Here is a 10,345-nt window from a genome sequence, read left to right as displayed (position 1 = left end):
CGGCACTCGTCGTGCCGTCGGCGGATCCGCTGCCGCCTTCCGTACGCTGAACAGCCATGACCGCCGAGCAGTTGATCTCCTTCGCCCGTGGCGCTCCCTCGTTGGACATCGTCGATCTCGAGGGGCTGAAGGCCGCCGCCATCCGTGCGTTCGACGCCGATCCCACCGGTGTGACGGCGTACGGCCCCTCCGCCGGGTACCTTCCGTTGCGTGAGTGGATCGCGCAGAAGCACGGAGTGGGGGCGGACCAGGTCCTGGTGACCAACGGTTCGTTGCAGGCGGACGCGTTCCTCTTCGACCATCTCGTCCGACCCGGCGATGCGGTGGTGGTGGAGCGTCCTACCTACGACCGGACCCTGCTGAACCTGCGGCGGATGGGCAGCGAGCTGCACGGGATCACCATCCAGCCGGACGGTCTGGACACCTCCGAGCTGCGTAAGCTGCTGGAGTCCGGGGTGCGGCCCCGGCTGGCGCACATCATTCCGAACTACCAGAACCCGGCCGGGGTGACGCTGAGCCTCACCAAGCGGCGGGAGCTACTGGACCTCGCCGTCGAGTTCGGTTTCACGATCTTTGAGGACGACCCGTACGCCGACGTCCGGTTCCGCGGCGAGGCGCTGCCCTCGATGCTCTCGTTGGACACCCACCACCGGGTGGTGCACGCCTCCAGCTTCACCAAGACGGTCTGCCCGGGCGTCCGGGTCGGCTACCTGGTCGGGCCGGCGGACCTGATCGCCGACATCGCCAAGAAGGCGACCAGCCTCTACATCTCGCCGGGCATGGTCTCCGAGGCGATCGTGCACCAGTTCTGCGTCTCCGGGGACATCGACCGCTCGATCGCCACCGTGTGCCGGGCCCTCGGCGAGCGGGCCCAGGCGCTGGCCGAGGCGCTGCGGCGGTATCTCCCGGAGGCCCGGTTCGTCGAGCCGGACGGCGGCTACTTCCTCTGGGTGGAGTTGCCGGAGGACGTCGAGGTGGACCGGCTGGCGCCGGCGGCGGCGGAGCGCGGGGTCGCCGTCGTGAAGGGCAGTGACTTCGTGCTCGACGGCGGGCAGCACGCGCTGCGGCTGGCGTACTCGGCGGTGACCGTGGACCAGATCGACGAGGGTGCGCGTCGACTCGCGGCGGCGATGGCGGCCGTACGCGGCTGACCTCCGCCACCGGCGCCGGGCCGGTTCGACTCGCCCGGCCCGGCGCTCGCCCCGACCCCGCGGCACCGCCGTTGACCCGGTTGGCGGCGTACGCTGCAACGCGTCGTCGAGCGGGGAGGGTGCGATGGCGGACCGGTTGCGGCGCGGACCCAGGGTCACCCCGTCGGAGGGCCGGGTGACCCGACCGCGGGACTGGGCGGCCCCGGTGCGGGCGATGACCCGCCGGCTCAGCTCTGACAGCGCGGACCGGCCACCGGCGCCGGCCGTGCCCCACGATGCGGTCGTTGACTGCGCGCTCTACCTGGACGGGGAGCGGCAGCCCGGCCACCGGCACCACGCCGAGGCGCTGGTGGCGGCGCGCGAGGCGGGCAACGGCTTCGTCTGGCTCGGCCTACACGAGCCCGACCTGGCCCAGATGACCGAGATCGCGGCCACCTACGGCCTGCACGAACTGGCCGTCGAGGATGCGGTCAAAGCCCAGCAGCGGCCCAAGCTGGAGCAGTTCGGTGCGGTGAGCTTCCTGGTGCTGCGAACCGCCCACTACCGTGACCAGGCCGAGTTGACCGAGCACTCCGAGGTCGTCGAAACCGGCCAGGTGCTGCTCTTCGTCGGCCCGAATTTCCTGGTCAGTGTCCGGCACGGGGACGCCTGCCGGCTGGCGCCGGTGCGCGCCGACCTGGAGGCGAAGGGGGAGCTGCTGCCGCACGGCCCGTGGGCGGTGGCGTACGCGGTGACCGACCGGGTGGTTGACCAGTACCTGGAGGTTGTCGACCGGCTGGAGGACGACCTGGACACGCTGGAGGCCGATGTCTTCGACCGCCGGCCGGGCGGCGATCGGATCCAGCGGATCTACCAGGTGAAGCGGGAGCTGGTCGAGTTCAAGCGGGCGGTGGTGCCGCTCCAGCGCCCGCTCCTGCGGATCACCGCTGAGCGCAACCGCGAGGTGCCGATGGAGATCCGCCGGTATTTCGGGGACGTGCAGGACCACCTCAGCCGTACCGTGGAGCAGGTCAACTCCGCCGACGACCTGCTCAACTCAATCCTCCAGGTGCGGTTGGCCCAGGTCACCGTGGACCAGAACGACGACATGCGCAAGATCGCGGCTTGGGCGGCCATCGCGGCGGTCTGGACGGCCATCGCCGGCATCTACGGCATGAACTTCGAGTTCATGCCGGAACGGGGGTGGGCCTACAGCTACCCCACGGTGCTGGCCCTGATGCTCGGGGTCAGTTTGGCGCTGTACCGCTGGTTCCGCCGGCACGGCTGGCTCTGACCCGGGGTCAGCGGCGACCGTTCTTCATGGCCTTGGAGAGGTCGTTGGGGGTCCGGCCGGTGGAGCTCTTCCCCTCGGTCGTCGTGGAGGCCGGCTTGGTCGGTGTCGTGGGGGCCTTGTCGGTGGTCGTTGCGCGGACCTTCTCGGTCGGCGTCGGGGTGGCCTGCTCGGTCGGCGCCGGCATGGTTTGTTCGGCCGGGGTCCGGGTGGTGACCTCGATCATGTCCACCTCGGCCTGCATCGGGTCCAGGCTGGGAACCGGGTCGTACTCGACCCACTCCCGCCGCTCGTAGCGGCGTCGCAACGCCATCGCGCCGACCAACCCCACCACGACGCTGGCCGCCAGCAGGCCGGTCATCCTGCCCCGACCGGACCGCTTCTTCGCGCGTGTCGCCCGCATTCTCTTCTCCTGCACCTTCTTGCTGGTGACGGTCGAACTGCCCGCGCCGGCCCGCCGGCCGGCGGCGGCCCGGCTGGCCGCCTCCGCCTGGGCCTCGCGGACAGCGATGACCAGTGGCGCGAGGGCCGCCACGGTCGATACGTAGCCGCTCGCCGCACGGTCCCGCATGACCAGCGCGGTCGGGGCAACAGCGCTGCGGGCCGCCCGCACCCGTGGGCCGACCGTGGCGCCGGTGCCGTTCGTGGCGTGCCCCGCGGCCCGCTTCAGGTGACCGAAGCTTCGACCAAGCTCGATCTTGGCAAGCTGGCTCTGGGTCTGACGCCGCCCGTTTCCAAACACGGTCCCACCTCCTCGGAGTTGTCCCTTCGTCATCCTCCACCCTCGGATGCCTCCGCATGGCCAGATCGGGCACATGGGAGGATCCGCATGGAACTGAACACCTAGTGAGGAGTACCCGTGGCCGAGGATCTCTACGCCACCCTGCACACCAACGCCGGCCCGATTCGGCTGCAGCTCTTTCCGAATCACGCGCCGAAGACCGTTCGCAACTTCGTGGAGTTGGCCGACGGCACCAAGCAGTACACCGACCCGCGGACCGGCCAGCCGGGCAGCGGACCGTACTTCGACGGCACCATCTCGCACCGCGTGATCAGCGGTTTCATGATCCAGATGGGTGACCCGACCGGCACCGGCCGGGGCGGACCGGGCTACACCTTCGCCGACGAGTTCCACCCCGAGCTGCGGTTCGACCGGCCGTACCTGCTGGCGATGGCGAACGCCGGGCCGGGCACCAACGGTTCGCAGTTCTTCATCACGGTGGCGCCGACCCCGCACCTGACCAACCGGCACACCATCTTCGGGCAGGTCGCCGACGAGGAGTCGGTGAAGGTCGTCGACGCCATCGCCAACACCCCGACGAACCCCGCCGACCGCCCACTGCGCGACGTCGTCATCGAGCGGGTCGAGATCGAGCGCACCGGCTCCTGAAGGCGGACAGGGTACCTTTGCTCGCATGACTGAGCGCTCGGGTACCTGGGCTGTCCGGTGAGCGAATCACCACCGACCACCCCGGTCTGTTACCGCCACCCCGGTCGGGAGGCCTACATCCGGTGCAACCGCTGCGACCGGGTCATTTGCCCGGACTGCATGCGCGAGGCCTCGGTGGGCTTCCAGTGCCCGGAGTGCGTCAACGAAGGGCGCCGCAGTGTGCGGCCGGCGCGGACCGCCTTCGGTGGTGGTCTCGCCGGCCAACACGGCTATGTCACCAAGGCGTTGATCGCGTTCAACGCCCTGGTGATGCTGCTCTCCATCGGCACCGACCGGGGCGGCGACGCGGTGGTGGGGGGCTCCGGCTTCGGCGGCCTGCTCGGCGGCAGCACCCCGTTGACCGAGTGGGGAGCCGTGATCGGGCTCGCGGTCTTTCCCAACGGCACCGTGGGTGGCGTCGCCGATGGCGAGTGGTACCGCCTGGTCACCGCGATGTTCCTGCACTACGGCGTGATCCACCTGCTGCTGAACATGTACGCGTTGTGGATTCTCGGCCGAACCCTGGAGGCGAGTCTCGGCCCGGCCCGGTTTTTGGCCCTTTATCTGATCGCCGGCCTCGGCGGGAACGTCGCGGCCTACCTGTTCAGCGCGCCGAACGCGGCCACCGCGGGCGCGTCCACGGCCGTCTTCGGGCTCTTCGCGGCCCTGTTCGTCGTCGGCCGGCGGTTGGGGCGGGACGTCTCCCAGGTGCTCCCGATCCTGGTGATCAACCTGGTCTTCACGATAACTGTGCCGGGGATCTCGATCCCGGGTCACCTGGGCGGTCTCGTGGTCGGCGGCCTGATGGCCTTCGTCCTCGCCCACGCCCCACCGTCGCGGCGCACGTCGGTGCAGGTGGGCGGCGGGACGGTGCTCGTGGTGGCCCTGTTCGGCCTGGCCCTGATCCGAACCGCCGGCCTGCTCGCCTGACGATCACGCCGGGCGGGCCGCCCGTAGCTGCGCCGCGACATCAACCGGGTCGGCGTCCAGGTCGAATCGGCCGAACAGGTGCAGTGTCTCCCCGGCATCCACCTCCAGGGCGGCGTTCGACCGGCCGAGCCGGGCCCGCTGGTCCACCCGGATCTCCGCCACCTGCGACCACGGCAGCCGCCGACGGCCGGCGAAGCCGCTGACCACCGTCAGCCCTTCCGGATCGACCGCGAGGCGGACCGGTACCAGCAGGTCCCGCGCGGCCCAGACCAGGAGCGCGGCGGCGGCGAGCACGGCCAACGTGAGCCGGACCGGGTCGCCGTCGGCGAGCAGGAGACCGAGCGCGACCAGCGCCCCGGCCCCGCCGGCCTTGACCGCTGGTAGGGCGACGGGGACCCGCCACTGCCGCGTCCCGGACGAAGTCGTATCCATATTGCCCAGCATGCCAGGGCAGCGGGTTGCCGGGCGGGCGGCGTAGCATCGACGCCACACCAAGTTACCGGGGAGTAGTCATGAGTGACGCAGTCATCGTCGGCGCGGTACGCACCCCCGTCGGGCGGCGCAAGGGAAGCCTCGCCGACGTACACCCGGTCGATTTGTCGGCGCACGTGCTGCGCGCCCTCACCGAACGGGCCGGCATCGACCCGGGCCAGGTGGATGACGTGTTCTGGGGCTGCGTCTCCCAGGTCGGCGAGCAGTCGTGGAACGTCGCCCGCAACGCCGTCCTCGCGGCCGGCTGGCCCGAGACGGTTCCCGGCACCACCCTCGACCGGCAGTGCGGGTCCAGCCAGCAGGCGTTGCACTTCGCCGCCGCGACGGTGCTCTCCGGGCAGGCCGACCTGGTGGTGGCGGGCGGGGTCGAGTCGATGACCCGGGTGCCGATGGGCTCCAGCGTGGCCGGTGGCGTGCCGTTCAGCGCGGCGATCCTGGACCGCTACCGGGGTGTGGAGGGGGTGGCGGAGGATGACCCGCTCCCGTTCAGCCAGGGCGTCGGCGCGGAGCTGATCGCCCGCCGGTGGCGACTGACCCGCAGCCAGCTCGACGAGTTCGCCCTCGCCAGCCATGAGAAGGCGGGCGCGGCGCAGGACGCCGGCGCATTCGACGCCGAGCTGGCACCGGTCCCCCTCGCCGACGGGGGCACGGCCTCCGCCGACGAGGGCATCCGTCGGGACACGTCCCTGGCGAAGCTGGCCGAGCTCGCCACCCCGTTCCGGGCCGACGGCGTGGTAACCGCCGGATCCGCGTCCCAGATCTCCGACGGCGCGGCGGCGCTCGCGGTCACCACCACCGAGTGGGCCGGCCGGCACGGCCTGCGCCCGCTCGCCCGCATCCACACCGCGGTGGTCTGCGCCGACGACCCGGTCGCCATGTTGACCGCACCCATCCCGGCCACCGCGAAGGCGCTGCGCCGGGCGGGGCTGGGCATCGAGGAGATCGGGGTGTACGAGGTCAACGAGGCGTTCGCACCGGTGCCGCTGGCCTGGCTCGCGGAGACCGAGGCCGACCCGCAGCGGCTGAACCCGCGCGGCGGCGCCATCGCCCTCGGGCATCCGCTCGGCGGGTCCGGGGCCCGGATCATGACCACCATGTTGGCGCACATGCGAGACGAGAACCTCCGGTACGGCCTGCAAACCATGTGCGAGGGCGGCGGCATGGCCAACGCGACCATCGTCGAGCTGCTCTGAACCACCCCGCCCCGGATGGTCATGTGCCTCCCGGTGGTCATGAACACCGGGGGGCGTGGAAGATGCAAGGTTCGGCCGTCCTGCCCATATCACCCCGTGCCGGGGCATCGTTGGGCAGGGCATGGACGTCTTCTCCCGAACGTTCCTTCCCGCTGCGGCCGAGGCTGGTATCGCGACCCAGACCGCCAGCCGGCACATGCCCGTCTTCCGCCGCTGCGTCGGCTCGGGTGACGCCCCTGTCCTGGTCACCCGGTGCCGCCGCCCGGACCGGTCGGCCACCGCCGGCGAGTACCTCCTGCTGTTGACCCACCGACGGCTGGTCGTCACCCGGCAGACCCGGGTACTACACCGGCTCCGCCTGCACCTCAACACCGAGCTACGCGAGCTGAGCGACGTCACCTGGGGACCGGACCCGCGGCTGCACTGCCTGGAGCTGGCCGCCACCGCCATCGACGGTGTCCGGGAGCGGTTCGTCATCCGGACGCGGCACCCGAAGCAGGTGTGGCAGCTCGACGAGCTGCTCAACCACGCTTTCCGCACCCGCGTCCGGACCGCGCGCGAGCGGCTCGTCGCCACGATCGGCGACCCCGGCCCGGCCCTGGCCCGGCCGGCCGCCTTCCGACCCGCCACCGTCCGCTGACCGTCTCCGTACCGAACCCGAACCTGTCCCGAGCATGCCGCGCCCTCCCCATCGGCCATCATGAGTCGGTGACCGTTGATGAGATGACCTGGGCCGCCGAGCCCCCCCCCGCTGGTCGCCGAGACGGAAGGTCAGCGCCGCGCTGGTGAGACGAAGTCCAGCACCGATCGCCGCAGCCCCGACGCGTCCAGGCCGTGCCAGTGGGCGTGGTCGTCGGCCGACCCGTACCGCCGGAGTTCTTCGCGCCCGACGCCGAGTGCCAGTAGCCGGTGTGGGCGGTCCGCCAGCGCCGCCGAGACCACCCGGCTGGAGGTCCCGGCGAGGTAGGGCTCGACCAGGATCACCTCGGTGCCGGCCCGGTCGCGGAGCCCGGCGGTGTCGAACGGCCGCGGCCGGTTGGTGTAGGCCACCGTGACGGGCAGGTCGGCCAGCGCTGCGGTGGCCGCGTCCAGGGTCGGTCCGACGGCCACCACCAGGGGTGTTCCCGGCCCGGCGTCCCGCACCACCTGCAACGCTCCGTCGCCGCCCAGCGGCCGGTCGTTGCTCAGCACCGACAACCGCAGGTACGCCGAGGTCTCCGCGGCCACCGCGGTCCGCAGCAGCGGCGCCACCTCGCCGGGGTGTCCGGGCACGTGCACCGTCCAGCCGTGCAGGGTGTCGATCAGCGAGACATCCGCCGGCGACAGGTGGGTCCGGCCCGCCCCCGGCCGGTCGTACGAGGCGCCCACGCTGACCAGCACCGCGCTCGCATTCTGGTGGTCCAGGTCGAGCTTGAGCTGCTCGTACGCCCGCTCGACCAGGAACGGCGCGTAGGTGTGCACGATCGGCCGCAGACCGGTCAACGCCAGCCCGCCGGCCACCCCGACCATCAACTGTTCCCGGATTCCGACGTTCAGCACCCGGTCCGGGTGCCGGTCCGCCGCCGGGACGAAGAGGCCGGCGGAGATGTCGGCCAGCACCAGCGCGGTACGCGGGTCGTCGGCGAGCAGCGCGGTGGTGGTGTCGACGAAGGTGTCGCGCACTAGTCCTCCTTGGGGTCGACGACCGCCACGACAACGTGGGGCCGGTTGCCGTCATGCCCGGTCAGGGCGGTGTGCAGGGCGTCGTGGTCGCGTCCGTCGACGGTCGCCGCGGTCCAGCCGTCCACGGTGAACCGGGCTGCCGGCCCGCCCGGCCAGCCGTGGGTGGCGGAGGCGTTGTCGATCACGATCGCCGTGAGGTTGGCCAGGCCGGTCGTCCCGGCGTAGGTGATCGCCTCGTGGTTGGAACCCTCATCCAGTTCGGCGTCGCCGAGCAGCACGTACACCCGGGGTTCGAGCCGGCCCTGGGCGAGTAGCCCGAGTGCGGTTCCGACGCCGAGGCCGAGGCCGTGGCCGAGCGAGCCGGAGCCGATCTCCACGCCGGGTACGAGCATCCGGTCGGGGTGCTCGCCGAGCCGGCTCGCCGGCCCACCCTGGTCGTCGAGCCAGTCGGCGGGAAAGAACTGCGCGGCGGCGAGCACCGCGTAGTACCCGGCGACCGCGTGCCCCTTGGAGAGCAGGAACCGGTCCCGGTCCGGGTCGTCAACGGCCGTTGGGTGGACCCGCAGGACGCGGTGGTAGAGCACCTGGAGCACGTCGATGGTGGAGTAGACGTTCGTGCCGAACTCCCGGCCGGCCCGGATCCGCTCCAGCAGGGGAGCGACCGGCGGTCGGCCGTCGAGCGGCGCGGCGGCCTCGGCGATCGCTGCGGTGGTCGTGGTGGCTGTCATGCGGCTAGCCTGCAACTTGAAGCCAACTTTAGCTCAAGGTGACGTGATGCAGGAGTTATTGACCATCGGCCAGCTCTCCGCACGCAGCGGGGTGGCGACATCCGCCCTGCGCTACTACGAGCGGATCGGGCTGCTCCGAGCCGACCGTACCGGCGGCAACCAACGCCGGTACGCGCGCGGTGAACTGCGCCGGGTGGCGTTCATCCGGATCTCCCAACAGGTCGGCATCTCGCTGGAGGAGATCCGCGAGGCGCTCGAATCCCTGCCGGCCGCCCGGACCCCGACCCCGGAGGACTGGACCCAGCTCTCCAAACTGTGGCGCAACCGGCTGGACGAGAAGATCACGCTCCTGACCCGGCTCCGGGACGACCTCGACGGGTGCGTCGGCTGTGGGTGCCTGTCGCTGCGGCGCTGCATTCTCAGCAACCCGGGCGACCAGGTCGCCGCCGAGGGCCCCGGTGCCCGCCTGGCGATGCCGCGCTAGCCGACGGTCAGCAGCACCTTGCCGACGTGTTCGTTTGACTCGATCAGCCGGTGGGCCTCGGCCGCGTCGGTTATCGGCAGCCGGCGGTCCACGACCGGGTGGACCTGGCCGGCCACGATCAGCGGCCACACCTGCCCGCGTACCCCCTCGACGATCTCCGCCTTCCGGGCCAGCGGGAGGGAACGCAGCGCGGTCCCGGCCACCGTCGCCCGCTTCACCAGCAGCGCACCGAGATCCAGCTCCCCCTTCCGGCCGCCCTGCAGGCCGATCACCAGCAGCCGGCCGTCGGTGGCGAGCGCGGCCACGTTCTGCCCCAGGTAGGCCGCGCCCATGATGTCGAGGATCACGTCCGCGCCCCGGCCGCCGGTGAGCTGGCGAACCTCCGCGGCGAAGTCCTGCTCCCGATAGTCGATCGTGTGGGCGGCGCCGAGTGCCCGCAGCCGGTCGTGCTTGGCCAACCGCGCGGTCACCAGCACCGTCGCCCCGAGGGCCGCGCCGAGCTGGATCGCGAAGGTACCGACCCCACTGCCGCCGCCGTGCACCAGCAGCGTCTCCCCGGCGGCCAGCTTCGCCCGCTGCACCACGTTCGACCAGACCGTGCAGGCCACCTCCGGCAGCGCCGCCGCCTCCACCAGGTCCATGCCGTCCGGCACCGGCAGCAGCTGACCGGCCGGCACCGCCACCCGCTCCGCGTACCCGCCGCCAGCCAGCAGCGCGCAGACCGGCTGCCCCACCGCCCAACCGGACACGTCGTCGGCGACCGCGCTGATCACCCCGGAGCACTCCAGACCGGGGTACGGGGGCGCGCCCGGGGGCGGCGGATAGAAGCCCTGCCGTTGCAGCACGTCGGCCCGGTTGACCGCGCTGGCCCGTACGTCGACGATCACCTCGCCGGGGCCGGGCACCGGATCGGGCACCTCGGTCCAGACCAACGTCTCGGGCCCGCCGAACTCCTGGATCGTGATCGCCTGCATGGTTCCTGTCTACCCGACGCCGGTACCCACCC

General features: G+C 71.8%; 12 protein-coding genes. 7 read left to right on the top strand and 5 right to left on the bottom strand.

Features of this window, described 5'->3' with window-relative positions:
- Nucleotides 1-56: 56 nt before the first annotated feature.
- Both H0524_RS06885 and H0524_RS06880 read left to right on the top strand, forming a co-directional pair.
- On the top strand, nt 57-1,151 hold the full coding sequence (locus tag H0524_RS06885; protein WP_180197900.1) for a PLP-dependent aminotransferase family protein: 1,095 nt from the start codon (nt 57-59) through the stop codon (nt 1,149-1,151).
- 124 nt (nt 1,152-1,275) lie between these two features.
- A complete protein-coding gene (locus tag H0524_RS06880) occupies nt 1,276-2,424 on the top strand; it encodes a magnesium and cobalt transport protein CorA (RefSeq protein WP_180197899.1) in 1,149 nt (382 codons plus the stop codon).
- Between the two features lie 7 nt (nt 2,425-2,431).
- Here the strand turns inward: H0524_RS06880 and H0524_RS06875 are convergent, their stop codons facing one another.
- Nucleotides 2,432-3,163 (bottom strand): hypothetical protein, encoded by a 732-nt coding sequence (locus H0524_RS06875; RefSeq protein WP_180197898.1) that lies wholly within the window; start codon nt 3,161-3,163, stop codon nt 2,432-2,434.
- A 117-nt stretch (nt 3,164-3,280) separates the two neighbouring features.
- Between H0524_RS06875 and H0524_RS06870 the strand changes: the two genes are divergently transcribed.
- Both H0524_RS06870 and H0524_RS06865 read left to right on the top strand, forming a co-directional pair.
- Nucleotides 3,281-3,811: a peptidylprolyl isomerase gene (locus H0524_RS06870; RefSeq protein ID WP_018733003.1), complete on the top strand. Its 531-nt coding sequence runs from the start codon at nt 3,281-3,283 to the stop codon at nt 3,809-3,811.
- A gap of 57 nt (nt 3,812-3,868) precedes the next feature.
- On the top strand, nt 3,869-4,780 hold the full coding sequence (locus H0524_RS06865; RefSeq protein WP_180197897.1) for a rhomboid family intramembrane serine protease: 912 nt from the start codon (nt 3,869-3,871) through the stop codon (nt 4,778-4,780).
- A gap of 3 nt (nt 4,781-4,783) precedes the next feature.
- Here H0524_RS06865 and H0524_RS06860 read toward each other — a convergent pair whose 3' ends face one another.
- A complete protein-coding gene (locus H0524_RS06860; protein ID WP_180197896.1) occupies nt 4,784-5,224 on the bottom strand; it encodes a PH domain-containing protein in 441 nt (146 codons plus the stop codon).
- A gap of 68 nt (nt 5,225-5,292) precedes the next feature.
- Here H0524_RS06860 and H0524_RS06855 point away from each other — a divergent pair, with 68 nt between their 5' ends.
- Nucleotides 5,293-6,465 (top strand): acetyl-CoA C-acyltransferase, encoded by a 1,173-nt coding sequence (locus H0524_RS06855; RefSeq protein WP_180197895.1) that lies wholly within the window; start codon nt 5,293-5,295, stop codon nt 6,463-6,465.
- 121 nt (nt 6,466-6,586) lie between these two features.
- On the top strand, nt 6,587-7,105 hold the full coding sequence (locus H0524_RS06850; protein ID WP_180197894.1) for a hypothetical protein: 519 nt from the start codon (nt 6,587-6,589) through the stop codon (nt 7,103-7,105).
- A 131-nt stretch (nt 7,106-7,236) separates the two neighbouring features.
- On the opposite strand, the gene H0524_RS06845 is transcribed toward H0524_RS06850, so the two are convergent.
- The gene (locus H0524_RS06845; protein WP_180197893.1) at nt 7,237-8,127 is read right to left on the bottom strand and encodes a transketolase family protein; all 891 of its coding nucleotides are present in this window, start codon (nt 8,125-8,127) and stop codon (nt 7,237-7,239) included.
- Nucleotides 8,127-8,855 (bottom strand): transketolase, encoded by a 729-nt coding sequence (locus H0524_RS06840; protein ID WP_180197892.1) that lies wholly within the window; start codon nt 8,853-8,855, stop codon nt 8,127-8,129. Before H0524_RS06840 ends, H0524_RS06845 begins: the two co-directional genes overlap by 1 nt.
- A gap of 46 nt (nt 8,856-8,901) precedes the next feature.
- Here H0524_RS06840 and soxR point away from each other — a divergent pair, with 46 nt between their 5' ends.
- Nucleotides 8,902-9,339 (top strand): redox-sensitive transcriptional activator SoxR, encoded by a 438-nt coding sequence (soxR, locus tag H0524_RS06835; RefSeq protein WP_018727747.1) that lies wholly within the window; start codon nt 8,902-8,904, stop codon nt 9,337-9,339.
- Here soxR and H0524_RS06830 read toward each other — a convergent pair.
- Nucleotides 9,336-10,313 carry an NAD(P)H-quinone oxidoreductase gene (locus H0524_RS06830; protein ID WP_180197891.1) on the bottom strand — a complete coding sequence of 326 codons (978 nt, stop codon included), beginning with the start codon at nt 10,311-10,313 and terminating at the stop codon, nt 9,336-9,338. The two genes, soxR and H0524_RS06830, sit on opposite strands and share 4 nt — an antisense overlap.
- Nucleotides 10,314-10,345: the final 32 nt, after the last annotated feature.

It is taken from the genome of Salinispora sp. H7-4, assembly GCF_013416675.1.
GTDB classification, from domain to species: domain Bacteria; phylum Actinomycetota; class Actinomycetes; order Mycobacteriales; family Micromonosporaceae; genus Micromonospora; species Micromonospora vitiensis.
Note: the sequence above shows the minus strand (reverse complement) of the source record. Positions and strands in the feature narration are given on the sequence as shown.

What these genes read in the sequence shown, in the direction of transcription:
- H0524_RS06885 (WP_180197900.1), top strand. Translation starts at nt 57, where the DNA reads ATGACCGCCGAGCAGTTGATCTCCTTCGCCCGTGGCGCTCCCTCGTTG.
- H0524_RS06880 (WP_180197899.1), top strand. Translation starts at nt 1,276, where the DNA reads ATGGCGGACCGGTTGCGGCGCGGACCCAGGGTCACCCCGTCGGAGGGC.
- H0524_RS06860 (WP_180197896.1), bottom strand. Translation starts at nt 5,224, where the DNA reads ATGCTGGGCAATATGGATACGACTTCGTCCGGGACGCGGCAGTGGCGG.
- H0524_RS06855 (WP_180197895.1), top strand. Translation starts at nt 5,293, where the DNA reads ATGAGTGACGCAGTCATCGTCGGCGCGGTACGCACCCCCGTCGGGCGG.
- H0524_RS06850 (WP_180197894.1), top strand. Translation starts at nt 6,587, where the DNA reads ATGGACGTCTTCTCCCGAACGTTCCTTCCCGCTGCGGCCGAGGCTGGT.
- H0524_RS06840 (WP_180197892.1), bottom strand. Translation starts at nt 8,855, where the DNA reads ATGACAGCCACCACGACCACCGCAGCGATCGCCGAGGCCGCCGCGCCG.
- soxR (WP_018727747.1), top strand. Translation starts at nt 8,902, where the DNA reads ATGCAGGAGTTATTGACCATCGGCCAGCTCTCCGCACGCAGCGGGGTG.
- H0524_RS06830 (WP_180197891.1), bottom strand. Translation starts at nt 10,313, where the DNA reads ATGCAGGCGATCACGATCCAGGAGTTCGGCGGGCCCGAGACGTTGGTC.